We start from the raw sequence: 25,913 nt of genomic DNA, 5'->3' as shown, positions 1-25,913 counted from the left end.
CCGTCCCTCCTGATATACCCGGGGACGGGAAGCCGTTGATTACCGTACCGGTCCCGTCCAGGCGGGTTCCGCCGGCTGCCGTCAGGCCTTGTTGGCCGTGATATAGTCGACGGCGTCGCGGACCGTCCCGATCTTTTCCGCGGCTTCGTCGGGGATCTCGACGCCGAATTCTTCCTCGAACGCCATGACCAGCTCGACGATGTCGAGGCTGTCCGCGCCGAGGTCGTCGATGAAGCTCGCCTCCAGCGTGACGTCCTTCTGGTCGACGCCGAGGTGGTCGACGACCAGCGACACGACCTTGCTCTCAATCTCTGACATGGTCCCTGTTTTCCTTTGTGACTGGGGCTCGATTTGATCAACGCACCTAGAATGCCGGGGGTGCCGTTGCAAGAGGGCGCGACGCACGCCGCGCTCGGGGCATCACCCCTGCGAAAATTCCTGCGCAGCATATTGGACGGTGCTCAGGAACGCAAAATATTCGTTGAGCAGTTCGGCGTTCTCGCGCGTCTGCTGGGCTTCCTCGGTGACTGCGCCGCGCACCAGCGCCTGGTTCTCCTCCGCGGTCAGCACGCGGTTGCGCGTTTCCTCGGGCAGCGCCTGGAACTGGTCCTCCAGCGCGGCGGCGTCGAAGCCACGCTCGCCCACCACCCGCTGCGCGATCGGCAGGCCAACCTTGGCGAGGGCATAGATGGCGGCAGCCCCGGCAGCAGGGTTGCTCCATTGATGCTCGGTCGCGCAGGCCGTGGCGGCTTCCTTGAGCGCGGTCTTGACGGCGGGCGCATAGGTCGGGCGCTTGCCGGTTTCGGCCATGTTGCGCACGACATCGGCTTCGATTTGGGAACGTGCCGCCGCATCGAGCTTGCTCACGACGCAATCGAGCGTCGCGAGGTCGGCGGCGTGCGCCGGGAGCGCTGTCGCCGCAAGGGCGAGTGCGGCGATCGGAAGGATATGCATATGCTGAGACTCCTGCCCCCAGGGCCAGATCACAGCATCGCCATCCCGCCGTTCACATGCAAGGTCTGGCCGGTGACATAGCCGGCTTCGCGGCTGGCGAGATACACTACCGCCGCACCGATATCGTCGCCGCTGCCCAGGTCGCCCGCGGGGATTCGCGTCAGCAGCGCGGTCTTCTGCGCCTCGGGCAGCACGTCGGTCATCGCCGAGCGGATGAAGCCCGGGGCGACGCAGTTCACCGTGATGTTGCGGCTGGCGAGCTCCTGCGCCATCGCCTTGGACATGCCGACCAGCCCCGCCTTCGACGCGGCATAATTGGCCTGGCCCGGATTGCCGGTCGCACCGACGACCGAGGTGATCGAGATCATCCGCCCGAACCGCGCCTTCATCATCGGCTTGGCAGCAGCGCGCATCAGCCGGAAGGCGGCCTCGAGGTTGACGCGGATCACCGCGTCCCACTCCTCATCCTTCATCCGCATCGCGAGGTTGTCGCGGGTGACACCGGCATTGTTGACGAGGATATCCAGCTTGCCGAGCGCGGCGACGGCCTGAGGCACCAGCGAATCGACTGCGGCGCCGTCCGAGAGATTGCACGGCAGCGCGACCGTCTCGCCACCCAACTCGGCGCGAAACGCCTCCAGCTTCTCAGCATTGGACCCCGAAACCGCCAGCCGCGCCCCCTGCGCCGCGAGCGCCTTCGCAATCGCCGAACCGATCCCGCCCGAAGCGCCGGTGACGAGGGCGGTCATGCCTGTGAGGTCGAACATGGAAATCTCCAGTAGAAAAAGAAGTTAGGGGTTCGCGCCTTCGCGTGAAAAAATCAAAGCCCCTTCAGCAGCCCCTCGATATCATCCATCGAGACCACGCTGACCGGTGCCGCGTCCGGGGCGATGCGCTTGACCATGCCGCCGAGCACCTTGCCGCCCAGCTCGACGAAGCTCTCCACGCCGGCGGCATGCATCGCCAGCACCGATTCGCGCCAGCGGACCATGCCCGTCACCTGCTCGACCAGCAGCGTGCGGATCGTGTCCGGGTCGGCGACGGGCGCGGCGGTGACGTTGGCGTAGAGCGGGACCAACGGCGCTTGGATCGCGACGGCGGCCAGCGCTTCCGCCATCGCCTCGGCGGCAGGCTGCATCAGTGGGCAGTGGAACGGCGCCGAGACCGGCAGCAAAATCCCGCGCTTGGCGCCATGATCCTTGGCGATGGCGATGGCGCGCTCGATCGCCTCGCGGTGGCCCGAAATCACGACCTGCGTCGGATCATTGTCGTTGGCGACGGTGCACACCTGCCCCTCGGCCGCCGCATCCGCAATGGCCTGCGCCTTGGTCAGGTCGGCGCCGAGCAGCGCGGCCATCGCGCCGATCCCCACCGGCACCGCCGCCTGCATCGCCTCGCCGCGAATCCGCAACAGCCGCGCCGTGGTGCTCAGGTCGAGGCTGCCCGCTGCGCATAGCGCGGTATATTCGCCCAGGCTGTGCCCGGCGACGAAATCGGCGACCTCGGCCAGCCGGATGCCGCCCTCGCGCTCCAGCACGCGCAGCACCGCAATCGCATTCGCCATGATCGCCGGCTGGGCATTGGCGGTCAGCATCAGCTGGTCCTCCGGCCCTTCCGCCATGAGCTTGGACAGGCTCTGCCCCAGCGCCTCGTCGACTTCCTGAAAGACTTCGCGGGCATGCGGGCTCGCCGCGGCCAGCGCGCTGCCCATGCCGACGGCCTGGCTTCCCTGACCGGGAAAGATGAACGCGCGCATATGCTCTCCTCGACGCACCCTAATGTGGGGCCGCGCGTTAGGACCATCGCACCACCGGATGCAAGCCCGACCCGCGTGCGACACTTTGCGACCATTCAGGGTCGCGTACGGCATATGGCTGCGACATCGGGCCCCTAATTAGGGTTCAACGCCAGAGACGGCGTTCGGTTTTACGAAACGAGGAGTATCGTCATGAAGAAGTTCATCCTGGGCATTGTCGCCGCAACGCTGGTCGCCACCCCCGCGCTCGCCGCCGCGCCGCAGCAGCAGCGGCAGGAAACCCAGCGGACCGTGGTCAAGCAGCGCCCCAACGGCACCACCGTCGTCAAGCAGCGCACGGTGCAGCGCGGACCGCAGCAGAACCAGTATCGCAACTGGAAGCGCGGCGAGCGTTTCGACAGCCGCCAGGCGCGCAACTATCGCCAGATCGATTATCGCAAGTATCGCGGCCTGAAGGCGCCGCCGCGCGGCTATCGCTATGTCCAGTCGGGCAATGACGCGGTGCTGGTCGGCGTCACGAGCGGGATCATCTCCGCAGTGTTCGCGAACATGATCCGGTAACACGCTTCAATACAACGAAACGACGCGCGGCGGGGCTTAGGCTCCGCCGTTTGCGTTTGCGGATTCGATTCTTCGTTTCGCATGCGTTAAGGATTATAGTTAACGCGACCGACCCGGAGGAACCGACTGATGATCCGCGCGATCCTGTTAGCCGCGCTCGCACTGGCACTTGCGCCGTCGGCCAGCCATGCCGCGCCCGACCCCGAGCCAAGCGCACTGGCGCCGGATTTTGAAGGCAAGGTCGCCTATTTCGGCAATTACACCGGCATTTCTTCGGTGCTCGCGTCGCAACCTGCCGGCGCGCGCGACATCCCCTGCCCCTATCGCGACAATCGCTGCCGCAAGGCGACGGTGGGCGGCGGCGTGAAGATCGTGCTCGAATTTCATGGCGAGCGCGTGATCGGCTTTTTCTACGCCGTGGACGGGTTTCGCGGTCCGGAGGGGTTGAAGATCGGTTCGCTGACCGGACGGCGCAAAGGCGACGGCAGTTGCGAGCTGTTCCAGGCCGACGGCAGCCGCTGGACCGGGATCTGCGGCTCGAAGGAGTTTGTCGGCGATATCTCGACCGATGCGGGCATTCCCAATGCGTTCGACGTCCATTTCAACACGCTCGCGATGCATATGCGCGACCTGGGCTGGATTCGGCAGCAGCGTTGGGAAGCCAGCCGCCGCGACCAACGGCTGCGCACGCTCGACTCGAAGCTGCGCTCGGGCACCCCGGAAGAGAAGTTCTTCGCCGCGGCCGAGCTGGAATCCTTTTCCTGGACCCCCGCAGGCATCCCCGGCGATCGCTTCGGCCCGCCCGAATGGCCGCGCAAGTTCAAGAAGAACCGGCAGTACGACCTGCGCAGCGAATATCCGCTGGCGGGCGGGGGCACTGGCTGGGTAATGGTGCGCTTCCGGGGGCGCGATGTGGAGTGCGTCGCGACGCCGCGCCGTAGCTGCGGCCCGATTCGCGAGCCGCTGCCGTTCGACATCGCGAGCGAGGACGATCCCGAGGGCTGGTTCACTGCGGACGGGCGCGTCATCACCGACCTGCGCGCCGCCGAGCCGGCAAAGGCACCCTGACCGGCTTGCCAATCGCCCGGGGTTTCGCTATAGGCCCTCACTTCGCGAGCGGAGGCTTTGGCTTTCCGCTCGTGTTGCATTGGAAGACGACAGCCGGAGGGGCGTCCGCAGGGTGCGGCGTCAGCGATCGGCCAACAGTGAGAAGAAACGCATGGCTCTGTACGAGCACGTGTTCCTTGCGCGCCAGGACCTGGCACAGGCGCAAGTGGACGCACTGGCGGAAACCGCCACCAAGATCGTCGAAGACAATAACGGCAAGGTCGTAAAGACCGAGACCTGGGGTCTTCGCAGCCTCGCCTATCGCATCGCGAAGAACCGCAAGGCGCATTACGTGATGCTCGAAATCGACGCGCCCGCAGGCGTGGTCGCCGAGTTGGAGCGCCAGACGCAGATCAACGAAGACGTCATCCGCTACATGACCGTCAAGGTCGATACGCTGGAAGAAGGTCCGACCGTGATGATGCGCAAGGGCGCCGACCGCGAGCGTCGCGGCCGTCGTGATCGCGACGATGCCGGCTTCGGCGGCGAATAAGGAGTTATCGAGACATGGCACGCCCCTTTTTCCGCCGTCGCAAGAGCTGCCCCTTCTCCGCGAAGGATGCTCCCCGGATCGACTATAAGGACGTCCGGCTGCTCCAGGGCTTCGTCTCGGAGCGCGGCAAGATCGTCCCGTCGCGTATCACTTCGGTGAGCGCGAAGAAGCAGCGCGAACTGGCCCAGGCCATCAAGCGCGCCCGTCACCTGGGCCTGCTGCCCTACATCGTCAAGTAAGGAGCGCGGGACATGGAAGTCATTCTGCTTGAGCGCGTCGAGAAGCTCGGCGCCATTGGCGATGTCGTGAAGGTGAAGGACGGGTTCGCCCGCAACTTCCTCCTTCCCAACAAGAAGGCGCTGCGTTCGAACGCAGCCAACCGCAAGGTCTTCGAAGCGAACCGCGCGCGGATCGAATCGGACAATGCGGCGCGTCGTTCGGTCGCCGAAAAGGATGCCGACAGCTTCAAGGACGCAGCGGTCACGCTGATCCGCCAGGCGTCGAACACCGGCCAGCTCTATGGCTCGGTCGCCGCGCGCGACCTGGTCGATGCGCTCGTCGCCGACGGCCACAAGGTGACCAAGGCGCAGGTCGTGCTCGACCGTCCGATCAAGGCGATCGGCGTGTACGAAGTCCGCGTCGCGCTGCACCCCGAAGTGTCGGTGACCGTCAAGGTCAACGTCGCTCGCTCGCCGGAAGAGGCCGAGATGCAGTCGCAGGGCGTCGACGTGATGTCCGCGATGTTCGAGAAGGACGAAGCCGGCTTCATCGAGGATTACGATCCGAACGCCGAGCCGGGCGCGACCGCCGAGGTCCAGTCCGCTCCCGCCGAGGACGAAGCGCAGGGCTAAACCCCTTCGCCGACCCGAATGCGAAAGCGCCGCCGCAGGAGACTGCGGCGGCGCTTTTCGTTTGGGGTTGCCGGGCGGACGGCCTTCAGGGGCAGGTCACGCAGGCGCCGATCATTGCGGCAAGCGGGATCAACGCCATCACGACGGGGAAGAACTTGGTCATGGGGGAGCGGCCTTGTGCGTGGGGTTCGTCGGTTAAACGAGGCAATCGGGCTTAGGTTGCGCGGGCGCGACGCTGCGGTTCGGCGGCGGTTCAGGTGCGCGCTATAGCGAAGCGGCGGGGAGCTCTTGCCATGCACATATGCCGGATCGCCATCGCAGCCTTGCTGGGCTGCACGCCGCTGCTCGCCGCCGCCACCGCCGATCGCGCCGATATCGAGCGGGCCGTTCTCGACCGGATCAACTTCGCGCGCACCCAGCCGCGGGCCTATGCCGAGCAACTGCGCGACTATGCGCGCTGGTTCGACGGGCGCATCGTCCGCCTGCCCGGCGAGGAGCATGACGTCGCGACGATCGAGGGACGCAGTGCGGTGGACGAGGCGATCGCCTTTCTCGAGCGCCAGCCGCCGCTGCCGCCGCTGACACGGGCCGATCTGCTGACGCTGGCGGCGCGCGACCATGCCGATGCGCAGGGCGAAACCGGCGCCGTGGGCCACGCCTCGGCAGCAGGCAGCACGCCCGGCGAGCGGATGCGGCGGCGCGGCGGCGGCATCTATGTCGGCGAGGGCATCGCCTATGGCTTTGCCGATCCCGACATGGTGGTGCGACAGCTCATTATCGACGACGGCGTGCGCGGGCGGGGGCACCGCGCGCTGGTGTTCCAGCCCGGCTATCGCTTCGCCGGAGTCGGCTGCGGGCCGCACCGCGGCTATCGCTATATGTGCGTGGTCGATTTCAGCGCGACGGTGAACGGACAGCCGGTGCTCCCCGCTGCTCCTCGATAGCCCGTGTTTGCCTAGAGCATTGGAAAACCGGCGCGATCTATCTAGGTGGGGGCATGACCCTCTACACCGAAGTCACTGCGGACACGCCGCGCTCGCGCACCAACGCGATCAAATTATACGGGCCGGACGCATTTGAAGGGATGCGCCGCGCGGGCCGGATCGCCGCGGAGACGCTCGACGCGCTCGTGCCGCTGGTCGTGCCGGGAGTGAGCACCGCCGCGCTCGACGACTTTGTGCGCGACGCGATCGTTGCCGCCGGCGCGATTCCGATCAACATCGGCTATAAGGGCTATGCCCATGCGACCTGCATCTCGGTCAATCATGTCGTCTGCCACGGCATCCCCGGCGCCAAGACGCTGAGCGAAGGCGATATCCTCAACATCGATCTGACCGCGGTCGTCGACGGATGGCATGGTGATACCAGCCGCATGTTCCTGGTCGGCGACGTCCCGCTCAAGGCGCGGCGGCTGGTCGATGTCACCTATGAATGCATGATGCGCGGGATCGAGCAGGCGGTGCCCGGCAACCATCTCGGCGATATCGGCCATGCGATCCAGCGCCATGCCGAGAAGCACCGCTATGCCGTGGTCCGCGATTTCGTCGGGCACGGCGTGGGGCTCGTCTATCACGACCAGCCCGACGTGCTCCATTATGGCCGCCCCGGCACCGGCCCCGAATTGCGGCCCGGCATGATCTTCACGATCGAACCGATGATCAACATCGGCAAGCCCGAGGTGAAGATCCTCGACGACGACTGGACCGCAGTGACGCGCGATCGCTCGCTCTCGGCACAGTTCGAGCATTCGATCGGGATTACCGAACAGGGGCACGAGATTTTCACGCTGAGCCCCAAGGGGCTGGACCGCCCGCCCTATCGTTGAGCCTTCCGCCCGAACCGCTTCGCGATGGCGAGAGGTGCCGGTTTGGCCAAGGTGAGCCTGTAAAAAACGCGAAGCGAGGGATGGCGGAAGTTGGTGGAGAACCACCGCGCCGGGGTGGTGGCCACCGAGCGAAGTTTAGGAAGTTTAGGCGTATGCGCGTTTCTCGGCAGGCCTCGCCACGGGCTGGCGAGGGGATGCGAAGTTTAGGAAGTTTAGGCTCGTGGAGGGTTGGCGGGAACCGCCAGCCGGAACATGGGTCGAGCCCGCGAAGCGCGCCGCTTCGTGCGCGTGAGGGGGTATCTTACGGAATCAAAGAGCGGTCGCCGGAAGGCGACAAGTTTGGTACATATGGCGAACATCGCCGCGATTGCAAGGGGGGCTGCTGCGTCGGACGGTACGGGCGAAGCTCGCCGCGAGTGCCCGGAATTGGTGGGGAGCGGTCGGGCAGCTTTCAGCGCGTGCCCTCTACAAACCGGACGTCGCAGAAGTGCGAAACGACGTGGGCAATCGAAGCCTCATCTGACGACTCGACCTCATAAAACGAACTATCGAACGCCCGGATGGTGAGCCATTCCTCGTGTGGATTTTGGGGCAGCTTGCCCACGAAGTTACCCCAGATCACCTGCACGGTGTCATCGGCAAGGACGAGAAGCTCGTCACCGCCAATCGCAGACGATGACTCAGCAAGCTCCTCAAGGCGGATGCCTCCGGCGCCTGTCGCCTCAAAGCGGGATTCGTCGGGAGATGAGATCGTCCAAACGGCTGCGAGCGAGTGCGGCGCGAGCACACGAAGTAAGTGACGCAGATCAAATGCGAGGATGCCATTGTCCAAATCACGGATCATTATTTTCGCCACACTGTCTCCCGCTGATTTGTCGTCGCGAGGCTGAACGAAAGCCCGGTTCTGGGCAAGCGACGCCGCACAATGAACGACTGACCTTGGCGCGATCGCATTTTGGATGCGGACGCCCTTTATCACCGCTGTCATGCTGAACTTGTTTCAGCATCCATGGCGCAACAAGCGACGGCAATGCTGGCGGAGGGTTGGATGCTGAAACAAGTTCAGCATGACGGAAAGTGGGAGAAGCCCCCCGCTCCATATGCGATAGCCCTGCCATGGCGGGGGAGGATTGGAAAGACCGCGTTTGTGCGCTAGCAGCCCTTCGTCCAATCACCGGCGCTCAAGCCACGGCGCCCCCCCTGCGCCCTGTCGTAGAGCCACTCACTTCCGCCCGAACAGCTTCTCGATATCGCCATGCGCCAGCTTCACCCAGGTCGGGCGACCATGGTTGCATTGCCCGGAATGCGGCGTCGCCTCCATTTCGCGGAGCAGCGCGTTCATCTCCGCGACCGACAGGATACGCCCAGCGCGCACCGATCCGTGGCACGCCATCGTCCCCATCACTGCGTCGAGCCGCTCCTTGAGGCTCAGCGCCTCGTCGAAGCTCGCCAGTTCGTCGGCCAGATCGGTGACGAGGCCGTGGACGTCGCCCTGCCCCAACGCGGCGGGCATCGCGCGGACCAGCATCGCCTGGGGGCCGAACCGCTCCAGCTCCAGCCCGAACTGCGCCAATTCGGGAATCCGCGCCTCCAGCCGGTCACAGGCGGGTTCGTCCAGCTCGACCACTTCGGGCAGCAACAGCGCCTGGCTCGCCACGCCATTGCCCAGTACCCCGCGCCGCATCCGCTCGAGCACCAGCCGTTCGTGCGCGGCATGCTGGTCGACCAGCACCAGGCCGTCCTCGGCCTCGGCGACGATATAGGTCTTGGCGACCTGCCCCCGCGCCACGCCCATCGGGAAGCTGGTGGTCTCGGGCACCGCCGCATAGGCCGGTTCGGCGCGTGCCTGGGGCGGGGCGAGGAAGGTGGCGCGGCGATCGCTGACGCCGCCATAATGGCGTGTCATTTCGGGAAGCACGCCGGGTGCGCGCGGGCTCGCGTCCCATAGCTGCGGGGTCGGGGGCGGCCCTGCCCCCTCCTGCTGCCACATCCCCAGCGCCGCTTCGCTCGGGCGCTGGACGCTGCGGTGCCCGGCTTCGTCGAGCGCGCGCCGCAGCCCGCTGACGATCAGGCCGCGGGCGAGCGCGGGGTCGCGGAAGCGCACTTCGGTCTTGGCCGGATGGACGTTCACGTCGACGGCGTCGGCGGGCACGTCGAGGAACAGCGCCACCACCGGGTGCCGGTCGCGCGCCAGCATCTCGGCATAGGCGCCGCGCACTGCGCCCGCGAGCAGCCGGTCCTTCACGGGGCGCCCGTTCACGAACAGATATTGATGGTCCGCCACGCCGCGATTGAAGGTCGGCAGCCCGGCGACTCCGCCCAGCACCAGCCCCTCGCGCTCGAAATCGATGGCGACGCTGTTCTCGCGCAGGTCGCGATCGGTGAGCCCCGCCACCCGCTCGGGCCGCGTCTCTCCCGGCTGGACCGACAGCACGCGCCGCCCGTCATGCTCGACCGAGAATCCGATATCGGGACGCGCCATCGCCAGCCGCTTCACCACGTCGAGGCACGCGGCATATTCGGCGCGCGGCGAGCGCAGGAATTTGCGGCGGGCGGGGACGCGGGCGAACAACTGCTCGACCCGGACGCGCGTGCCCGGGGGGAGCGCGGCGGGTCCCTCGGCGACGCGGTCGCCATTGTCGATCGTCAGCGCCCAGCCGTCCGCCCCGCCCCTGGCGCGACTCTCGAGCGTGAGCCGCGCGACGCTGGCGATCGAGGGCAACGCTTCGCCCCGAAAACCCAACGTAGTGACCTGATCGATCGCGTCGTCGGGCAGCTTCGACGTCGCATGCCGCTCCAGCGCCAGCGCCATTTCGGCGGGCGCCATGCCGCATCCGTCGTCGATCACCTCGACCAGTTCGGTGCCACCCGCGGCAAGCCGCACCGAGACGCGGGTCGCCCCGGCGTCGATGGCGTTTTCAACCAGTTCCTTCAACGCGCTGGCGGGGCGTTCGACCACTTCACCGGCGGCAATGCGATTGACAAGATGCTCGGGGAGGCGGCGTATTGACATGGCAATCGCTGTAGCCCAAGCGACGGCATCCCGCGACCCGCATACGATGGCACCAGGCCGGATTTATCGTCCGTCCCGGAAGGGTCAGGGTAAGAATTTTGTGCGAACAGCCGGCGGCGGGCGCCCGACCGGTAGGACGGAACCTCTCGATGGCATTTTCCCGCTTCTTCAAATTTATGTCCCACGACATGGCGATCGATCTGGGCACGGCGAACACCGTGGTCTACCTCCGCGGTCGCGGCGTCGTCCTCAACGAACCGTCGGTCGTGGCGGTAGAGACGCTGAACGGCGTCAAGCGGGTCAAGGCGGTCGGCGACGACGCCAAGCTGATGATGGGCAAGACCCCCGGCAGCATCGAGGCGATCCGGCCGTTGCGCGACGGCGTGATCGCCGACATCGACGTGGCGGAGGAGATGATCAAGCACTTCATCCGCAAGGTGCACGGCCAGCGGCGCTTCATGCGCTGGCCCCAGATCGTGATCTGCGTCCCCTCGGGCTCGACTTCGGTCGAGCGCCGCGCGATCCGTGACGCGGCGTCGAATGCGGGTGCCAGCCAGGTGTGGCTGATCGAGGAGCCGATGGCTGCCGCGATCGGTGCCGACATGCCCGTGACCGAGCCGATCGGTTCGATGGTCGTCGACATTGGCGGCGGCACCACCGAAGTCGCGGTGCTCTCGCTGCGCGGCCTTGCCTACTCGACCTCGGTCCGCGTCGGTGGCGACAAGATGGACGAATCGATCGTCTCCTATGTCCGCCGCAACCATAACCTGCTGATCGGCGAAGCGACTGCCGAGCGGATCAAGCAGGAAGTCGGCGTCGCCAAGCCGCCTGCGGACGGCATCGGCCAGACAATCCACATCAAGGGCCGCGATCTGGTCAACGGCGTGCCGAAGGAAATCCAGATCAACCAGGGCCAGATCGCCGAGGCACTGAGCGAACCCGTCGGCACGATCGTCGAGGGGGTGCGCATCGCACTGGAGAACACCGCGCCCGAACTGGCGGCGGACATCGTCGACCAGGGCATCGTGCTCACCGGCGGCGGCGCGCTGCTCCAGGGGATCGACGAAGTGCTGCGCGACGAGACCGGGCTCCCGGTCACGGTGGCGGAGAACCCGCTGACCTGCGTCGCGCTCGGCACCGGGCGGGCGCTGGAGGATCCGGTGTTCCGCGGCGTTTTGATCCAGGTCTGAAGCAAGGGGGCTAGGGGGACATGGCGCCGCCACGAAATCGGCGCCCGGGGTTTTCGCGGCGGGCGCAGTACGGGCTTTTCCTCGGTTATGTCGGCCTGGTCGGCGGTGCGCTGATCGCGACGGCATTGCTGCTGCTATCGACCTTCAATCCCCCCGCCTTCGCCGCGGTGCGCGGCGCGTTTGCGGAGGTGACTACGCCGATCTCCTCGGGCTTCGCCTGGGTGCGATCGGGGATCGCCGGGGTGCCCGAGGGAGTCGGCAGCTATTTCAACGTACGGAATGAGAATGCGCGGCTGAAAAAGCAGCTTGCCGACAACGACATCCTCGTGTCGCGCGCGCGGACGCTCAACCAGGAGAATCGCAGCCTGCGCGAATTGCTCAAGCTGCGCGATGCGACCCCGGAGTCCGTCGTTGCCGCCAGGCTGGTCAATTCGTCGATCTCCAGCACGCGGCGCTACGCGACGCTCAACGCCGGCGCGTGGCAGGGCGTGCGGCATGGCCAGCCGGTGCGTCAGGCCGCGGGGCTGATCGGCCAGGTGATCGAGACCAGCCCCAATACCGCGCGCGTGCTGCTGATCGTCGACGCGGAAAGCATCGTGCCCGTCCGCCGCACCAGCGACGGGATGCCGGCAATCGCATCGGGACGCGGCGACGGGCTGCTCGACATCCGATCGGCGAGCGTGGCGACGCTGACCTTCCGGCCCGGCGACACCTTTGTCACGTCGGGCACCGGCGGGGTGTTTGCGCCCAATATTCCAGTGGCGCGCGTGATCCGCACCCAGCGCGACGTCGCGATCGGCCAGCCGACCGCCAACCCCGACGCGCTCGACTTTGCGCTGGTGCAGCAGACCTTCCTGCCGCCGCCTGCGCCCTCCCCCACACCCTCGCCCAGCGCTTCGACGGCCCCCTGATGACGAGCGACTTCATCCCGCTGGGCAGGGCCGAACGGCCCCCCCGCGCGCGGTGGCTCGCACCGCTTTCGATCGTGCTGGGATCGATGATGACGCTGCTGCCGATCGTGTCGGTGGTGCCGTTCCTGCCGCCCTTCGGGCTGATGCTGTTGCTCGGCTGGCGGCTGACGCGGGGCGATTCGATGCCGGTATGGGCGTCGGTGCCGCTTGGTTTCTTCGACGACATACTCAGCGGCCAGCCGCTGGGATCGGCGATGCTGCTATGGCCAATGTGCATCCTGGTGATCGATGTGCTCGACACGCGGCTGGTGTGGCGCGACTTCTGGCAGGACTGGCTGATCGCCGCGGGGGGCATGGCGTTCGCGCTCATCGCGGGACGGCTGATCGCCCTGCCCTTCAGCGCGCATGTCGACACCGCCTTATTGCTCCAGATCGTCATTTCGGTGTCGCTTTTCCCCGTGATCTCGCGCTTCTGTTCGTGGCTCGACAGCGACGTTAAGAAGAGTTGATGGTCCGGATTACCGAAGCTTCGCAGGCATACAGCTTTTCCAGGCGCGCGATCGTGCTCGGCGCGATGCAGGGCGGCGTCGCGCTGGTCCTCGCGGGCCGGATGGCGTGGCTGTCGGTGTTCGAGAACGAGCGCTACCGGCTGATGGCGGAGAGCAACCGCGTCAACCTGACGCTCACGCCGCCGCGCCGCGGCTGGATCGTAGACCGCAACAATATCCCCATTGCGAACAACCGCACCGATTTCCGCGTCGACATCATCCCCGATCGACTGGAGAATCGCGAGCAGGTGCTGGCAACGCTCCAGCAGATCCTGCGGCTGACGCCAGAGGACATGGCGCGCATCCAGGTCGACCTGAAGCGCGCGGCGGGCTTCCAGCCGGTGCAGGTGATCGAGAATCTCGACTGGGACCGGTTTGCGGCGGTCAGCGTGCGGCTGCCCGAGCTCCCGGGCGTCGCCCCGACGCGGGGGTTCGCGCGCAACTATCCGCTGGGCGCAGGCGTCGGCCATCTCGTCGGCTATGTCGGCACCGCGTCCGCCGAACAGTTCAAGAAGGACAAGGACCCGCTGCTCGTCACCCCCGGCTTCAAGCTGGGCAAGGACGGCATCGAGAAGATGCTGGAAGATGACTTGCGCGGCACCCCGGGGGCAAAGCGCGTCGAGGTGACCGCGCACGGTCGGCTGGTCCGCGAACTCGCAACCCGCCCCGACGAGCCCGGCAAGAACGTCAAGCTGACGATCGACGCGCTGCTCCAGGAATATGTCGCGCGGCGGCTCGGCACCAATTCGGGATCGGCGACGGTGATCGACTGCACCACCGGCGACATCCTCGCTATGGTGTCGATGCCCGCCTATGACCCCAACAGCTTTTCCGACGGCATCAGCCAGAGCGAGTGGAAGATGCTGTCGGAGGACGATCACGTCCCCCTGATGAACAAGGTGCTCCAGGGCCTGTATCCGCCGGGATCGACGGTGAAGCCGATGAACGGGCTCGCATTGATGCAGGCTGGGGTGGACCCCAATATGCGGATCAACTGCTCGGGCGCGCTGCGCGTCGGCAATGGCGTGTTCCATTGCCACCGGCGGCGCGGGCATGGGCCGCTCGACCTGAAAAACGCGATCATGCAGAGCTGCGACATCTATTTCTACGAGATGGTCCGCCGCGTCGGCTATGACGCGATCGCACCCGTGGCGCGCAATCTGGGGCTCGGCCAGAAGTTCGACCTGCCCTTCTCCACCCAGCGCTACGGCACCGTCCCCGACAGCGAATGGAAGCTCAAACGCTACAAGGAGAAATGGACGGTCGCGGATTCGCTCAACGCGTCGATCGGCCAGGGCTATGTGCTGACGAACCCGCTCCAGCTGGCGGTGATGGCGAGCCGGCTGGCATCGGGGCGCGCGCTGATCCCGCGCCTGCTGGCCGATGCACCGCGTCAGGAGGCGGCGGCGCTCGGGTCGACGCCCGAACAGCTTGCGATCATCCGCGACGCGATGTTCGGGGTGGTCAACAGCGGCGGCACCGGCGGCGCGAGCCGGATCCAGGTGCCGGGCGTCACGCTTGCCGCCAAGACCGGCACCGCGCAGGTCCGGCGAATCACGATGGCCGAGCGGCGCTCGGGCGTTCTCGGCAACGCGTCGCTGCCGTTCAAGCTGCGCGATCACGCGCTGTTCGTGTGCTTCGCGCCCGCCGACAACCCCAAATATGCGGCGGGAATCGTGCTCGAGCATAACGGCCACACCGTCCGCAACCTCGACACGCCGATGATCGGGCGCGACATCATGACCTTCCTGTTCGACCGCGATCGCGCGATCAAGTCGCTGCGCGAAGTCGAGCCGACCTGGGGCGGCGACTATAATCAGCGCGCCGAGGCCCAGGCCAAGGCGTTCAAGGCCGCCCAGGCCGCTCCGCCGCCGCCCGCGCCCGAGGATGCCGAGGAAGCGGCGAGCCATGTCGCCTCCGCGGCGGCGAACGCCACGACCAGCAACACGATAGACAGCGAGGCTGCCGCGCGCGGCAGCGTGGAAGGCGATTGATGAGCACGCTCGGTCCCGGCATCATTCCCCGGCCGCTGGCGCAGCTGCCGTGGAAGGTCATCCTTCTGGTCATCGCGATCGGGATGTTCGGGCTGGTCGTGCTCTATTCGGCCGCCGGCGGAAACCTCCAGCCCTGGGCCTCGCTGCAAGGCATCAAGCTGTTCGCCTTCCTCGCAATGGCGATCCTGCTGTCGCGGGTGCCCGAGAGTTTCTGGGCGCTCGGCGCCTTCCCGATGTACCTCGTCATCGTGCTGATGCTGGTGGGAGTCGAATTGCTGGGCGCGGTCGCCGGCGGGTCGCAGCGATGGCTCGATCTGGGGATCATCCGGCTCCAGCCTTCGGAACTGATGAAGCCGGTGATCGTGCTCGCGGCGGCGCGATTCTATGAGTTGCTCCCGGTGGGGGAGATCCGGAAGTTCGGCGCGATCTGGCCGGCGGCGGTGCTGATCGGCGTTCCTGCGGGGCTCGTGATGCTCCAGCCCGATCTCGGCACCGCGCTGATGATCACCGGGTGCGGCGTGATGGTGGTGTTCCTGGCCGGCGTGCCGCTGCGGCTGTTCATCGGCGGTGCGCTGGCGCTGGCGGTATCGATTCCCCTCGCCGTCAATTTCCTGCTCCACGAGTATCAGCGCAACCGCGTGCTGACCTTCCTCGATCCCGAGAGCGATCCGCTCGGCACCGGCTATCACATCAGCCAGTCCAAGATCGCGATCGGATCGGGCGGCATTTTCGGCAAGGGCTTCCTCAACGGCACCCAGAGCCATCTCGACTATCTGCCCGAGGGGCACACCGACTTCGCGCTGGCGACGATGATGGAGGAATGGGGGCTGATGGGCGGGCTGTTCCTGATTATCGCCTTCAGCCTGCTGATCGGCTGGGGAATCAGCGTCAGCCTGCGCGCCAAGAGCCGTTTTGGGCGGCTGACCGCCGCGGGCCTGTCGGGCACGATCTTCCTCTATGCGTCGATCAACATGGCGATGGTGATGGGCCTGGCGCCCGTAGTGGGCGTGCCACTGCCGCTGATCAGCTTTGGCGGGACGGCGGTGATGACGATCATGATCTGCTTCGGCATCCTCCTCTCGATCGACCGCGAGAGCCGCCAGGTCTCCCGCTGGTAAAAAATCTGGCTTTTGGGGTTTACAATACGCGAAACCGGACGCTAAAGGCGCACCTCCAAACGCGGCGGTGCCCCCTCCAAAGGCACCGGAAACGCCGGTACGGACGCATAGCTCAGTTGGTAGAGCAGCTGACTCTTAATCAGCGGGTCCTTGGTTCGAGCCCAAGTGCGTCCACCATTTCTTTCATTATATATCAGTTACTTAGGCCAGTATCAGCCACGAGCTTGAGCCGAAATGCTCTCTCACTGTGACCATTTTTGTGACCCTGACCGGGCTTTTCTCTCTCGGGGCAGTGTGACTCGATTTGCCCTCAAAATCAGCTGGTCTGCGTAAGGCTGCAAATGCGTCACCGACATGTGCGCGTAGCGGCGCACCATCGCTTCGGATTTCCGGCCTGACCTGGGCTTTGCGGCGGAGGGATTGGAACTTGTGGGACGCGATTTGCGGACTCCTCTCCCTCGTCCGGGATGACGCAAATCGACCGCAAACGTGGGTAGGGTTTCGAACGCGACGCTGCCAACGCGATACCTGGCTAAGGCGCGCGTCGGCTGAAAAATGTCAGAACTTCCTGTCGTCCGGTCAATACGGCGCGAAGCTATGGCCCTTTCAGAATCGCGATCTCGCTGCTGTTATAGAAGATCACGGCGACCGCGCCGGGAAGCACTGCGATGCCCCGAGGCCCCTTGCCGGGAAATTCGGCTACGCGGCGGTCGGCGAATGCCTGGTTGAACCCTGTCCTGCCGGTGCCGCGCCAGAAGACGAGCTTGCCGGATTCGCGAGCGGCGGCGATCAGGTCGAGGATGCCGTCTCCATCGAGGTCGGCGAGCACCACGTCGCGTATCTCGTCCGCAGTGGTTTCGCCGCGCCGGGCAGTCTGTGGGCCGAACGACCCGTCATAGACGAAGCGATCGCTCCGATTGCGCAATACCACCACATTGTCGCTAGTGCTGCGGTTGCCCACGACGATGTCGGCGCGGCCGTCGCCGTCGAGATCGCCGGCCTTGAGGTGATAGGGAATCCGCCCGAACGAGGGCGCGCGCCGCCACGGCGCAAAGCCGCCCTTCCCGTCACCCCGCCACACTTCGACCAGGTTCGATTCATACATTGAGAAGGCCAGGTCGAGCACGCCATCGCCGTCGAAATCGGCAGGCGCGATGTCGCGCGGGCCACCGAGCATCTGATCATAGGGCGCGGCCTGTTGTGGATAGCGGATGGTGCGGAAGCGCCGCCCGCCCTCGTTCAGCAGGACGTAGAAGACGTTGGACTGATACGAGGCCGCGACGATGTCCGGCCGGCCATCGCTATTCACATCGGCGATGATCGCCGAGGTCAGGCCCGGCGTGGAATAGCGCGGCTGGCCTTCGGCATCGAGGCCATATTCGTTGACCAGGTCGCGCGTGTCGAAACCCAGGTACGTGGTTGGCTCAAAAAGCCTTTCCCGATCCTTCGCGCCATAGAGGATCACCAGGTCGCGGTCGTCATTGGACTGGTAGTTGGGGACGACGATGTCGGGAAGCCCGTCGCCGTCCAGATCGCCGGTGGCCGAGTGATAGGGGCCGAAGCCGACGGTGAAGTCTCGGCGCCTCCACGCGCCCTTCTTTCCCGGGTTGAGATAGACGGTCAGTTGGTCGTTCGCGGGCCGCGCCAGCTTGGGGGATAGAAGCTCCCCGCGACAGGGGACGATCAAGTCGGGCAGGCCGTCGCCATTCAGGTCGCCCGACGAGACTTGATAGGGACCGGTGCACACCGGCAGGACGACGGCATCCTGCGCGGCGCCGGCGACATTCCATTGCGACCACCGGTCCCCTTTCTCGCGCAGGGCGGGTCCGGATAGGTGCGCCAGCCCGGCGAGGAGGATGGCCATGGTGGTCGCGATGGTCATTGGCGTTGCTTTCCCGTCCGGAGGGCTATCAGAACTGGAACCGCACGCCGCCGCGGAAGGACCGGCCGATCACATCGTAATAGGTCTGCGAGATGCCGATCTGCGCGCTGCCGATGCCGGTGCCCGATGGGGCGTAAGGCGCTGGCGCCTTGTTCGCGACATTGTCCACCGCGATGTAGAATTTCACGCCATCGTTGATCGCATAGCTGGCCGACAGGTCGATATAGAAGGCGCCGTCGACATGGTTGTTGTCGATCGTGCGATTAAGGCTGGTCGAGGTCGGGCAGTTGGTCGTGCATTCGATGAAGCTGTTCGAGATCACGCCGTCGCTGAAGCCGCGACCGGTGACCGAAAGCGACGCCGGCCCCTTGTCGAGCGCGATCTCGGCCAGATAGCGCCAGGTCGGCACCCCGGTGTTCTCGCCAAGGTTGGAGGTTGGCGGATTGATGCCGTTGTCCGAACTGCTTTCGAGATAGCGCGTGCCGAGGCCACGGAACGACAGCACGCCGTCCCCCAGTACCGGCATGCGATAGCCCAGCTCGAAATCCAGCCCGCGCACCGTCTGGCGGGCGAGGTTGATCGGCCGCAGGAATATCTCGGTCATGAACCCCGCCGAGTCGCGCTCGATCAGCGAGCAAAGCGACGCATTGCCCTGGAAGCACTGGTTGATGATCGTGCTCGATCCCAGCGTGGCGATCGCGTCTTTCACCTGGATATCGAAATAATCGACCGAAGCCGAGAGGCCGGGAAGGAAGCCGGGCTGGAACACCGCGCCAAGATTGAGCGTGTCGGCCTTTTCCGGGCGCACCACCGGGTTGCCGACGGTCGTCTGGAAGACGGTATAGGACTGGTTGTCCTTGAACGGATCGACCAGGGTCGTGGTGTTGGTCTGGCCCGCCTGGAAGAGCTCGGACAGGTTGCCGGCGCGGATATCGCGCGAACGGGTTACGCGAAACCGGATGTCGGGCACCGGCGCATAGGTGAGGCCCGCCTTCCAGGTCGTGACATAGCCCGAAGTGCTGTAGTCGGTCGCGCGGATCGCCGCGTTAAGGTCGAGCGACCGCGCCCAGCTGGTATTCGCCGCCAGCGGCACGACGACTTCGAGGAACGCTTCCCTGACCGTGTAGGCGCCATGGATCGGCTTGTAGTTGCCAGCCCAATAGCTGTTCTTCAGCGATAGCGGATCGCTCTGGCCCGATTCCTCCTCGCGGCGATGCTCGACGCCGAAGGCCATCGAGACCGGCCCGGCCCAGGTGGACATCGGCTCGCCGCGCACCGTCGCCGAGACGATGTCCTGGGTGATCGTGGCGTTGAGATAGGAATGACCCATCACATAATCGAGCCCGGCCGACGAGGCCACGCCGGTGCCGAGGATGTTCAGGGGCACGCAGCCATTGCCGGGGTCGGTCAGGGTGGAGCGGCACACGATCGCGCCGCTGGGCGCGCGCACCGCGTCGATCGCCGCTCTGTAATTCGCCGTGATCGGCAGGGTGGTGCCGTTGAAGAACTTGCTGACGTTGCGGTTGGCGCGGATGTTCCAGCGCCAGTCCGTGCCGAAGCCGTTGAAACGGCCCTCGGCGCCCAGAACATAGCGATACAGGTCGTGGCGGGTTTCGGTGACGATGCCGCCGATCGCCGCGTTCCAGCTCCCGACATTCAGCGTGCTCTCGCCCAGATCGACCATCCGCTGGCGCACCGCATCGGGCAGGAACGCATTGTCGCGCTGGATGATCAGGCCGCCAAAGTTGAACATCGGCGTGCCGGTGGTTTTGGTCTTCGCCTGGACGTACGAGAATTCGCCGAACAGCTCGACGCTGTCGGTAATGCCGTAGCTCAGGCGCGAGAAGACGCTCTTGTGCGAGACTTCGGGATCCAGATTCTGCGGGCCGTTGCCGAAATCGGTGTAGCGCCAGTCGCCGCCGACCATGAACGGGTTGTTGACGATCGAACCGAAGTTGAGCTGTCCCGGCGTGCCGCCCGGCCCGAAGTACAAGCCCCGCAACGGGCCGGTCGTCACGATTCCGCCCGGCGCCACCGTCGTATAGCCGACTCCGTCGCGCACCAGATATTCGGGCTGGCCGTTGGTGGCGGTGTAATTGGGGTTGAACAGCGTCTTGCGCCCACGATACCAGTCGCGCGGCATGCCTTCGATGCCCTCGCTATACCAGTTCTCGGCGCTGATCAGGAAATGGCCGCGGCCGTCGGCGAAGCCGGTGCCGGCGCTGAGCGACACCCGGTAATTCTTGTCGTCGCCATAGGTGGTGACGCCGCCCTGGACGCTGCCTTTCACCCCGGTGAAGTCGCGATCGAGGACGAAGTTGACGACGCCGGCTACGGCATCGGAGCCCCAGGCGGCCGACGCGCCGCCGGTGACGATGTCGACGCGCTTCACCAGCGCGCTTGGGATCGAATTGGCGTCGACCAGGCCGTTGAGCGAAGCGGCGGGCAACCGCTGGCTGTCGAGCAACACCAGCGTGCGCGTCGCGCCCAGATTGCGCAGGTTCAGCGTGCTGATGCCCATGAAGCCGCCGCTGATGTTGCTCGCGGTGTTGCGCGGATTGTTGCTGCCGGCCAGCGCAGGCAGGCGATTGATCTGCTCGGCGATGTTGACCTGCGCGGAGCGGGCGATCTCGTCGCCGCTCAGCACGGTCAGCGGCGTCGGCGCCTGATAGCCATTACGGACGACGCGCGATCCGGTGACGACCAGCTCGGAGGCGGCGTCGGCGGTCTCCAGGCCCAGCACGGCGGTCCGCCCGTCGAAGGAGCGGATGATCAGGCCGGTATTGGCGATCAGCGCCTCCAGCGCCTCGCGCGTGTCCAGCTTGCCCGTCACACGATTCGTGGTGCGCCCGTCGACATCGGCCCCGGCAACGATGACCTGGATGCCCGCCTGCCGGGCGAGTGCCTTGACCCCTGTCGAAGCCGGCTGGGCGGCCACCTCGAACACTTGGACCCGGGCCTGAGCCTGGGCTGCGACAGGCGCGCAAATTGCACTTGCGACCACGACAATCGCCGCGCTCGCCCGAAGATGTTTCGAAATCATGAATGCGTCCCCACTTTGGTGTTTTCACGACTAAAGACAGGGCCGCAGATATATTTCCGTCACCGCCGGAAATATTAATTTAACGCGTCATTATTATTTCATTTTTACTTCAATTCTGTCGCCTCTGACTTCGACGATGGCGCCCGCAACTGCCGCAGCCGCTTCGGCGAACCGCTCTGGGTCGTTCGCACGGAACAGCCCGACGATGCGGACCTGGCCAACGGCGGGATCGGCGATGACGATCTGGGCGCGGTTGATCCGGTTGAAGCGTCGCGCAGCCGCCTCGATCGTGACGTTGTCGAGCGAGATCTGCGCCAGTTCCGGCGGCGGTGGCGGTGGCGGTGGCGGGGATGCCGGTCGCGCCGCTTCCGTCCTGTCGGGGTGGCCGGTTCCGGGCTCCAGCGTCAGCGCGTCGCCCGCGCGGAGCACCACCGCCTGGTCGCGCTCGTCCCTGCCCCATACCAATACGCTGCCTTCCTTCACGCGCACCGCACCGCCGGCAGCGCCGACACGCCGCACCGAATAGTGCGTGCCAGTCGCCTGCGCATAGACGTCGCCGGACTGCACCACGAACGGATGCTGGCGATCCTTGGCGACATCGAACGTCGCTTCGCCCTGGAGCAGCACCACCTTCCGCACGCCGTCGCGCATCGCGAAGTCGATCCGGGCGCCGTCGCCCAGCGTGGCGACCGAGCCATCGGCCAGCGTCAGCGCGCGCCCGACGGCTGGGCGCGGCGGCACGCGCGTTGGCGACAGCGCCGGCACGCCCAGCCCCACCGCCAGCGCCAGCGACGCCGCCAGCGTGCCACCGACCATGATCCGCTGGCTCCAGCCCCGGCCAAGCGGGCGGGACGCATCAACGGGCGCGTCGTCCTCCTTGCGGGCGACTGCGACAATCGCCGGGCGCCTATCCCCTCTCGCGGCATCGCGATGTTCCAGGACCGTGTCCTCGATCGCGTACAGCGCGGCGCGCGCGCGCAGATAAGCACCGCGGTGGCGGCGATCCGCCGCCATCCACGCGCCGAAGTCGCCCGCCATCGCGGCCGGGATCTCGCCATCCAGCGCGCGCGCAGCCCAGTGAGCCGCCTGCTCGTTCATGTCGTCACTGAGAACCGTGCTTGCCAATCCGCTCCACCTCTCGCTTGTCCTCATCCCCACCAGTCTCGACGTCCTGGTGGGCCATGACGGCCAGCACCCGTCTGATGCCGCGAACGATGCTGTTCTCCACGACGTTCTCGCTTACGCCCAGCCGCTCGGCCGTGTCGCGCTGCGACAAGCCCTCGATCCGCCGCAACTCGATCACCTGGCGGCACGTGTCCGACAATTTGGCCAGCGCGTCGTTCACTCGACTCAATTCCTCCGTGGCTTCCATCGCCCTGTCGACGGCTGGGCTCTCATCAAGGACGTCGAACCAGTCGTTTCCCGTCATCGAAAGAATATTTTTTGCGGTTGTCTGGCGAAGGATGTCGACCGCCGAGGCATGGGCAGTCCGGCGAAAATAGGCGAGCGGGTTCTCGATATGCCCGACCGAGGTCAGCGCCGACAGTCGACAATAGGCTTCCTGAATGATGTCGTCGACATCGACGGCACCACGCCATCGGCTGGCCAGCCATGCGCGGACCCTGCCTTCGTGGGGCAGAATTTCACGCGCGACCCAGCGGGCAACAATGTCGTGATCGCGTTGCATCCGGATAGCGAGCCGTCGTCCTCATGAGTTGGGTCCTCGCCCGCATCCGGCGCGATGGACACCAGGCGTTGAGACGCGTCCGATGACAGAATTATGAAACGATACTCGATATGGGCGACGCCGACGCGGTGATGCGGTCGAGGGCCGGGCTTGCCCCGAGATCAGGTACCGGCCTCCTGCGGTGCTGCATTCGGCCGCACCGACTGGCCGGGCTTTAAGCCGGCTGCGCTCTGCGGTGCACATATTCATTGTACGGCCGCTGCTGGCCGTGCACTGGTCGCCGCAATGCCCGCACGCTCGCACAAATATTCAACGGGCACTCCGAGGTTGCTGAGGACCCTCGGAGACAGCGAAAATGTGGCGGGGCGATGCATGCGATCGGACGCGTGAAACGCGGGAGCGAGTCTGCGATTGACTCGCCGCCCATTACGAGCGAGGCCGCCGCCTTATCCACGATAGAGACACAATCGCGGCGAGTACCGGAATGCCCACCGCCGCGGCGAAGGCCGGTGCCGATGGCGCGGCGGCCGGTCCCTGGGCGGCGCCGGCAACGGCATAAAGGACGCCAAGGCAAAGATCGGCGAAGCCTGCGGCCGCCAGGAGCGGACCTGTCCTGCCCTTCGCGGTGCCGGCGGCGACGATCGACGCCTCGGCGAGCACAGGCACCGCCCTGCACAGCAGCACCGCAGCCACGCCGTTCCGCTCGATCCACAGGACGAATCGTGCATAAAGGGCCGGCCCCAGGATACGCCCGGCAAGCGGGGATCCCGAGCGGCCGATCACCAGCCCCAACAAGCAACCGGCAGTCAGTCCGAGCGTGTTGACCAACGCGCCAGGCCAGCCGCCAAGCGCTGCGCCCATGGCGGTGGCGACCAGGCTCGACGGCACCGGCAGGACGATGTCCAGGGCGAGCAGCGTCCCCCCCGCCATGGCGGTCGCCACCCCCGGCACGCCGATGCTGCCCGCCATCCGCGCTTCGAGCGTGGGGCCGAACAGGAAGAAAGGCACAAGGACAAACATCGCCAGAAGGAGGATGGCGGCGGCGATTCGAAGCGCGGACTGGAGGCTAGCCTGCACGGGCGCATCCTCTGGCATCGGCGGCGCGCGCAGCCACGTGCCGCACGGCGGTCAATCGAGCACCAGTGACAGCCGCAGGCTGCGACCGGGCCGCGGCGTGCCCACCGCGTTCCAACTGCGGTTGTCTCCCAGATTGCGCAGCATCAGCCGGAGCGCGAGGCGGTCGCGGAGCCTGTAGCGCAGGCCCGCATCGGCCTCGGCATGGCCCGGGGTGATCCGCGCACCGGTCGGGATCGCGCTGTCGTCGAAACCACTATTGCCGCGCAGCGCCGCCTCGGCGCGCCATGGCCCGCTCTCCCAGGTGAGGCGCAAACTCCCGTTCCAGCGGGGGCGCCCCCGCAGCGGCGTCGCGCTATCGAGCGCCAGATAGGTGATCGTCCCCGCGCCCGACCAGCCGCCGCCAAGCGCGAGGAGCAGCGCCCCCTCCCCTCCCCGCGTGCCGACAGTATCGCGGTTGACGAGGCGAAACTCGACGGGATCGAAATCGATCAGGTTGCGGAAGCGATTGTCGAACAGGGCGACGCTCGCCTGCCCACCGGGAAGCGGCAGCTCGACGCCGACATCCACGCTGCGCCCGGTCTCGGACGCGAGCGCGGGGTTACCGATCAGCGGATGGCTGAGCGCGTAGAGGCTGGGGCGTTTATACCCGCTGGCGACATGCGCGAACAGGCGCGGGCCGCCAGGAACCACCTCCCACCGCAAATGGCCTCCGCCGGTCCAGTTGCCGCTGCCTGCGTCGAGCGTGTCGTAGCGCGCCGCGCCGGTCAGCGTGACGCCGCCCGCGATGCGAAGCGTTGCTTCACCGAACCCGCTATAGGTCACGCGCCTGAGCGCGAACGCCACGGGCACGGGAAAGCCGAAATCGAGCGTGCCCCGGCTCCGCCCGTCCTCGCGCAGCACCGTCCCACCCGCAGAGAGGGTGAGCGGGCCGAGATCCGCGGCGAGCGAACCGATCGCCTCGATCCGCGTGAACCGCGTGTCGGAGGTGGTTGCGGGGACGCCATCGAGTACGCCCGGCGCAATCGCGGGCGCACTGCTCTCGGCACGCTGGCGCGACCAGGCGAGCGACAGGCTCGGCCGGACTGCCGCGCCCGGCGCGCGCGTCAGCGAGAGCGCCGCGAGCGTGAGGTAGCCCTTGCGGGCTTCGCGGGTGCGGATCGACGCGAGCAGCGGGCCGCCGCTGTCCTCGGGAAAGCCGGTGCCGCGCGTCTCGGCGTGCAGTCCAAGCGCGGACAGGCGGAAACTGCCGATCGACTGGCGCGCACGGGCAAAGGCCTGGGTGCGATCGAGCGCCCCCGCAGGATCGCCATCGCCGCTGCGATACCCGGCGCCGGCGACGGTCAGCCCACCGCCTTCCCAACCGCCCGAAACGCTGGCCGAGGCCGCGCCGCCATAGCGGCTGTCGAGCCAGCCCTGCCCGCCGACCCGGACGCCGGGGCCGGCGGGATCGCGGGTGACGATATGGACCACGCCCGACAGCGCGTCCGACCCGTGGATGGGGGAGGCGGCGACGCGCGACACTTCGACCCGCTCGACGAGCAGCGGATCGAGCAGCGCGAAGTCGAAGGCGCCGCCCGCGCTGTTGGTGGGATCGTTGAGCCGAACCCCGTCGAGCATCACCGCCGTAAAATTGGGTTCGCCGCCGCGGATCGAGAGGAAGCTGCCCCCCGCGGGGCCGCCGGTCGGGAAGGCGCGGACGCCGGGCAGCGCGTCGAGCACCTCCAGCAGCGAAGCGGGCTGGCGGCGCGCGATCGCCGCGCGGTCGGCCACGGCGACCTGCGCGTCCGCGCCGGTGCGCGACGCCGTGACCACAATGCTGCCATCGCCCGCCTCCTGGGCCTGCGCACAGGGCGCAGCGGCCACGGCGCCGGCGAGCGCCGCCAGGGACAGGCTTGCCCGCAAC

The 25,913-nt window shown here is 66.6% G+C and carries 24 protein-coding genes and 1 tRNA gene; 13 read left to right on the top strand and 12 right to left on the bottom strand.

Going from position 1 to position 25,913, the window contains the following annotated elements; genetic code table 11:
• Nucleotides 1-81: 81 nt before the first annotated feature.
• The 4 genes from TS85_RS05930 to fabD all read right to left on the bottom strand — a co-directional run bounded on the left by TS85_RS05930 (nucleotide 82) and on the right by fabD (nucleotide 2,710).
• A complete protein-coding gene (locus TS85_RS05930) occupies nucleotides 82-318 on the bottom strand; it encodes an acyl carrier protein (protein WP_044331003.1) in 237 nt (78 codons plus the stop codon).
• A gap of 102 nt (nucleotides 319-420) precedes the next feature.
• Nucleotides 421-954, bottom strand: a complete 534-nt coding sequence (locus tag TS85_RS05925) for a hypothetical protein (protein ID WP_044331001.1) — start codon at nucleotides 952-954, stop codon at nucleotides 421-423.
• A gap of 29 nt (nucleotides 955-983) precedes the next feature.
• Nucleotides 984-1,721, bottom strand: a complete 738-nt coding sequence (gene fabG / locus TS85_RS05920; RefSeq protein WP_044330999.1) for a 3-oxoacyl-[acyl-carrier-protein] reductase — start codon at nucleotides 1,719-1,721, stop codon at nucleotides 984-986.
• A 53-nt stretch (nucleotides 1,722-1,774) separates the two neighbouring features.
• Complete coding sequence (fabD, locus tag TS85_RS05915) at nucleotides 1,775-2,710, bottom strand: ACP S-malonyltransferase (protein ID WP_044330997.1); 936 nt, start codon at nucleotides 2,708-2,710, stop codon at nucleotides 1,775-1,777.
• A 192-nt stretch (nucleotides 2,711-2,902) separates the two neighbouring features.
• Here fabD and TS85_RS05910 point away from each other — a divergent pair, with 192 nt between their 5' ends.
• From TS85_RS05910 to map, 7 genes are all read left to right on the top strand, one after another.
• The gene (locus tag TS85_RS05910) at nucleotides 2,903-3,271 is read left to right on the top strand and encodes an RcnB family protein (protein WP_044330994.1); all 369 of its coding nucleotides are present in this window, start codon (nucleotides 2,903-2,905) and stop codon (nucleotides 3,269-3,271) included.
• Nucleotides 3,272-3,400: 129 nt separating this feature from the next.
• A complete protein-coding gene (locus tag TS85_RS24020) occupies nucleotides 3,401-4,339 on the top strand; it encodes a hypothetical protein (protein WP_052507782.1) in 939 nt (312 codons plus the stop codon).
• 151 nt (nucleotides 4,340-4,490) lie between these two features.
• Nucleotides 4,491-4,871: a 30S ribosomal protein S6 gene (gene rpsF, locus TS85_RS05900; protein WP_044330993.1), complete on the top strand. Its 381-nt coding sequence runs from the start codon at nucleotides 4,491-4,493 to the stop codon at nucleotides 4,869-4,871.
• Nucleotides 4,872-4,885: 14 nt separating this feature from the next.
• Nucleotides 4,886-5,110, top strand: coding sequence for a 30S ribosomal protein S18 (gene rpsR, locus TS85_RS05895; protein WP_010543816.1), 225 nt, complete (start codon nucleotides 4,886-4,888; stop codon nucleotides 5,108-5,110).
• Nucleotides 5,111-5,122: 12 nt separating this feature from the next.
• Nucleotides 5,123-5,722, top strand: a complete 600-nt coding sequence (rplI, locus tag TS85_RS05890) for a 50S ribosomal protein L9 (RefSeq protein WP_044330987.1) — start codon at nucleotides 5,123-5,125, stop codon at nucleotides 5,720-5,722.
• 293 nt (nucleotides 5,723-6,015) lie between these two features.
• Nucleotides 6,016-6,666, top strand: a complete 651-nt coding sequence (locus TS85_RS05885) for a CAP domain-containing protein (protein WP_044330985.1) — start codon at nucleotides 6,016-6,018, stop codon at nucleotides 6,664-6,666.
• Nucleotides 6,667-6,719: 53 nt separating this feature from the next.
• Complete coding sequence (map, locus tag TS85_RS05880) at nucleotides 6,720-7,547, top strand: type I methionyl aminopeptidase (RefSeq protein WP_044330983.1); 828 nt, start codon at nucleotides 6,720-6,722, stop codon at nucleotides 7,545-7,547.
• A 451-nt stretch (nucleotides 7,548-7,998) separates the two neighbouring features.
• Here the strand turns inward: map and TS85_RS24015 are convergent, their stop codons facing one another.
• Nucleotides 7,999-8,535, bottom strand: coding sequence for a hypothetical protein (locus TS85_RS24015; RefSeq protein ID WP_052507781.1), 537 nt, complete (start codon nucleotides 8,533-8,535; stop codon nucleotides 7,999-8,001).
• 234 nt (nucleotides 8,536-8,769) lie between these two features.
• Nucleotides 8,770-10,560 carry a DNA mismatch repair endonuclease MutL gene (mutL, locus tag TS85_RS05870; protein ID WP_044330980.1) on the bottom strand — a complete coding sequence of 597 codons (1,791 nt, stop codon included), beginning with the start codon at nucleotides 10,558-10,560 and terminating at the stop codon, nucleotides 8,770-8,772.
• Between the two features lie 149 nt (nucleotides 10,561-10,709).
• Between mutL and TS85_RS05865 the strand changes: the two genes are divergently transcribed.
• The 6 genes from TS85_RS05865 to TS85_RS05840 all read left to right on the top strand — a co-directional run bounded on the left by TS85_RS05865 (nucleotide 10,710) and on the right by TS85_RS05840 (nucleotide 16,498).
• A complete protein-coding gene (locus TS85_RS05865) occupies nucleotides 10,710-11,750 on the top strand; it encodes a rod shape-determining protein (RefSeq protein ID WP_044330978.1) in 1,041 nt (346 codons plus the stop codon).
• A 20-nt stretch (nucleotides 11,751-11,770) separates the two neighbouring features.
• A complete protein-coding gene (mreC, locus tag TS85_RS05860; RefSeq protein WP_044330975.1) occupies nucleotides 11,771-12,661 on the top strand; it encodes a rod shape-determining protein MreC in 891 nt (296 codons plus the stop codon).
• Nucleotides 12,661-13,170 (top strand): rod shape-determining protein MreD, encoded by a 510-nt coding sequence (gene mreD, locus TS85_RS05855; RefSeq protein ID WP_044330973.1) that lies wholly within the window; start codon nucleotides 12,661-12,663, stop codon nucleotides 13,168-13,170. The genes mreC and mreD overlap by 1 nt, the downstream gene beginning before the upstream one ends.
• A complete protein-coding gene (mrdA, locus tag TS85_RS05850) occupies nucleotides 13,170-15,203 on the top strand; it encodes a penicillin-binding protein 2 (RefSeq protein ID WP_044330971.1) in 2,034 nt (677 codons plus the stop codon). The genes mreD and mrdA overlap by 1 nt, the downstream gene beginning before the upstream one ends.
• Nucleotides 15,203-16,321 carry a rod shape-determining protein RodA gene (gene rodA, locus TS85_RS05845; protein WP_044330969.1) on the top strand — a complete coding sequence of 373 codons (1,119 nt, stop codon included), beginning with the start codon at nucleotides 15,203-15,205 and terminating at the stop codon, nucleotides 16,319-16,321. The genes mrdA and rodA overlap by 1 nt, the downstream gene beginning before the upstream one ends.
• Before the next feature lie 101 nt (nucleotides 16,322-16,422).
• A tRNA-Lys gene (locus TS85_RS05840) sits at nucleotides 16,423-16,498 on the top strand.
• A 418-nt stretch (nucleotides 16,499-16,916) separates the two neighbouring features.
• On the opposite strand, the gene TS85_RS24010 is transcribed toward TS85_RS05840, so the two are convergent.
• The 6 genes from TS85_RS24010 to TS85_RS05810 all read right to left on the bottom strand — a co-directional run bounded on the left by TS85_RS24010 (nucleotide 16,917) and on the right by TS85_RS05810 (nucleotide 25,912).
• On the bottom strand, nucleotides 16,917-18,203 hold the full coding sequence (locus TS85_RS24010) for an FG-GAP repeat domain-containing protein (RefSeq protein WP_052507780.1): 1,287 nt from the start codon (nucleotides 18,201-18,203) through the stop codon (nucleotides 16,917-16,919).
• A gap of 28 nt (nucleotides 18,204-18,231) precedes the next feature.
• A complete protein-coding gene (locus tag TS85_RS05830; protein ID WP_052507779.1) occupies nucleotides 18,232-21,150 on the bottom strand; it encodes a TonB-dependent receptor in 2,919 nt (972 codons plus the stop codon).
• Between the two features lie 189 nt (nucleotides 21,151-21,339).
• Complete coding sequence (locus tag TS85_RS05825; protein ID WP_162184703.1) at nucleotides 21,340-22,371, bottom strand: FecR family protein; 1,032 nt, start codon at nucleotides 22,369-22,371, stop codon at nucleotides 21,340-21,342.
• Nucleotides 22,349-22,933, bottom strand: a complete 585-nt coding sequence (locus TS85_RS05820) for an RNA polymerase sigma factor (RefSeq protein WP_044330966.1) — start codon at nucleotides 22,931-22,933, stop codon at nucleotides 22,349-22,351. The genes TS85_RS05825 and TS85_RS05820 overlap by 23 nt, the downstream gene beginning before the upstream one ends.
• 426 nt (nucleotides 22,934-23,359) lie before the next feature.
• Nucleotides 23,360-24,010 carry a VTT domain-containing protein gene (locus tag TS85_RS05815; protein WP_044335954.1) on the bottom strand — a complete coding sequence of 217 codons (651 nt, stop codon included), beginning with the start codon at nucleotides 24,008-24,010 and terminating at the stop codon, nucleotides 23,360-23,362.
• Between the two features lie 51 nt (nucleotides 24,011-24,061).
• Nucleotides 24,062-25,912, bottom strand: coding sequence for a TonB-dependent receptor plug domain-containing protein (locus tag TS85_RS05810; protein ID WP_044330965.1), 1,851 nt, complete (start codon nucleotides 25,910-25,912; stop codon nucleotides 24,062-24,064).
• Nucleotide 25,913: the final 1 nt, after the last annotated feature.

This window comes from Sphingomonas hengshuiensis, assembly GCF_000935025.1.
GTDB lineage: Bacteria > Pseudomonadota > Alphaproteobacteria > Sphingomonadales > Sphingomonadaceae > Sphingomonas > Sphingomonas hengshuiensis.
The sequence above is the reverse complement of the archived record's forward strand: the minus strand, read 5'-3'. Positions and strand labels throughout refer to the sequence as shown.

Bases quoted from the DNA above. Each gene is read 5' to 3' on its own strand.
- fabG (WP_044330999.1), bottom strand. From the start codon at position 1,721: ATGTTCGACCTCACAGGCATGACCGCCCTCGTCACCGGCGCTTCGGGC.
- TS85_RS05930 (WP_044331003.1), bottom strand. From the start codon at position 318: ATGTCAGAGATTGAGAGCAAGGTCGTGTCGCTGGTCGTCGACCACCTC.
- TS85_RS24020 (WP_052507782.1), top strand. From the start codon at position 3,401: ATGATCCGCGCGATCCTGTTAGCCGCGCTCGCACTGGCACTTGCGCCG.
- mrdA (WP_044330971.1), top strand. From the start codon at position 13,170: ATGGTCCGGATTACCGAAGCTTCGCAGGCATACAGCTTTTCCAGGCGC.
- rpsR (WP_010543816.1), top strand. From the start codon at position 4,886: ATGGCACGCCCCTTTTTCCGCCGTCGCAAGAGCTGCCCCTTCTCCGCG.
- map (WP_044330983.1), top strand. From the start codon at position 6,720: ATGACCCTCTACACCGAAGTCACTGCGGACACGCCGCGCTCGCGCACC.
- rodA (WP_044330969.1), top strand. From the start codon at position 15,203: ATGAGCACGCTCGGTCCCGGCATCATTCCCCGGCCGCTGGCGCAGCTG.
- TS85_RS05925 (WP_044331001.1), bottom strand. From the start codon at position 954: ATGCATATCCTTCCGATCGCCGCACTCGCCCTTGCGGCGACAGCGCTC.
- fabD (WP_044330997.1), bottom strand. From the start codon at position 2,710: ATGCGCGCGTTCATCTTTCCCGGTCAGGGAAGCCAGGCCGTCGGCATG.
- TS85_RS24010 (WP_052507780.1), bottom strand. From the start codon at position 18,203: ATGACCATCGCGACCACCATGGCCATCCTCCTCGCCGGGCTGGCGCAC.
- rpsF (WP_044330993.1), top strand. From the start codon at position 4,491: ATGGCTCTGTACGAGCACGTGTTCCTTGCGCGCCAGGACCTGGCACAG.
- TS85_RS05885 (WP_044330985.1), top strand. From the start codon at position 6,016: ATGCACATATGCCGGATCGCCATCGCAGCCTTGCTGGGCTGCACGCCG.
- TS85_RS05910 (WP_044330994.1), top strand. From the start codon at position 2,903: ATGAAGAAGTTCATCCTGGGCATTGTCGCCGCAACGCTGGTCGCCACC.
- TS85_RS24015 (WP_052507781.1), bottom strand. From the start codon at position 8,535: ATGACAGCGGTGATAAAGGGCGTCCGCATCCAAAATGCGATCGCGCCA.
- rplI (WP_044330987.1), top strand. From the start codon at position 5,123: ATGGAAGTCATTCTGCTTGAGCGCGTCGAGAAGCTCGGCGCCATTGGC.
- mutL (WP_044330980.1), bottom strand. From the start codon at position 10,560: ATGTCAATACGCCGCCTCCCCGAGCATCTTGTCAATCGCATTGCCGCC.
- TS85_RS05865 (WP_044330978.1), top strand. From the start codon at position 10,710: ATGGCATTTTCCCGCTTCTTCAAATTTATGTCCCACGACATGGCGATC.
- mreC (WP_044330975.1), top strand. From the start codon at position 11,771: ATGGCGCCGCCACGAAATCGGCGCCCGGGGTTTTCGCGGCGGGCGCAG.
- TS85_RS05820 (WP_044330966.1), bottom strand. From the start codon at position 22,933: ATGCAACGCGATCACGACATTGTTGCCCGCTGGGTCGCGCGTGAAATT.
- mreD (WP_044330973.1), top strand. From the start codon at position 12,661: ATGACGAGCGACTTCATCCCGCTGGGCAGGGCCGAACGGCCCCCCCGC.